The 415-nt window shown below is 51.1% G+C and carries 1 pseudogene; it reads right to left on the bottom strand.

Features of this window, described 5'->3' with window-relative positions:
• Window positions 1-415: pseudogene (locus HMPREF2853_RS09535) on the bottom strand (cell division protein FtsK); the annotation flags it as partial.

Genomic DNA, 415 nt, shown 5'->3' on the forward strand with positions numbered 1-415 from the left:
TCCCCAAGAGGACAGAGAGTGGTTTCTCTTGTCCCCAGGCTACTGTCGGCTGCACTTCTTCCAGTTCGTCTAGCGTGATTCGCTCTTTGAGTGGCGGCAACCATGGCTGTGGTACTGGAGGAATCTCTTGTTCTTCACACAAGAGCTGGATATGGTGCACTATCGCATCCAACTCTGTCGGAACTTCCTTGATCTCATCCACATCTTCTAAGCCTGACAGGTCTTCATTCAAGATCTCATATTGACCCAATTCATTGATCAGGTAGAGGGTGTGGTCCTCAATCCCCATATCGTCCTTGTCCGGCTGGTAATCCGCCCCTGACCAGGCTGACTGGAAAAGTTCATATACTTCGTTATTTCCAACCTGTAGATAGGCACGTCCCGTCTGGGTGATCTCGGCCGCGTCCGGTGTATG

This window comes from Streptococcus sp. HMSC077F03, assembly GCF_001812375.1.
Classification (GTDB): Bacteria; Bacillota; Bacilli; order Lactobacillales; family Streptococcaceae; genus Streptococcus; species Streptococcus oralis_S.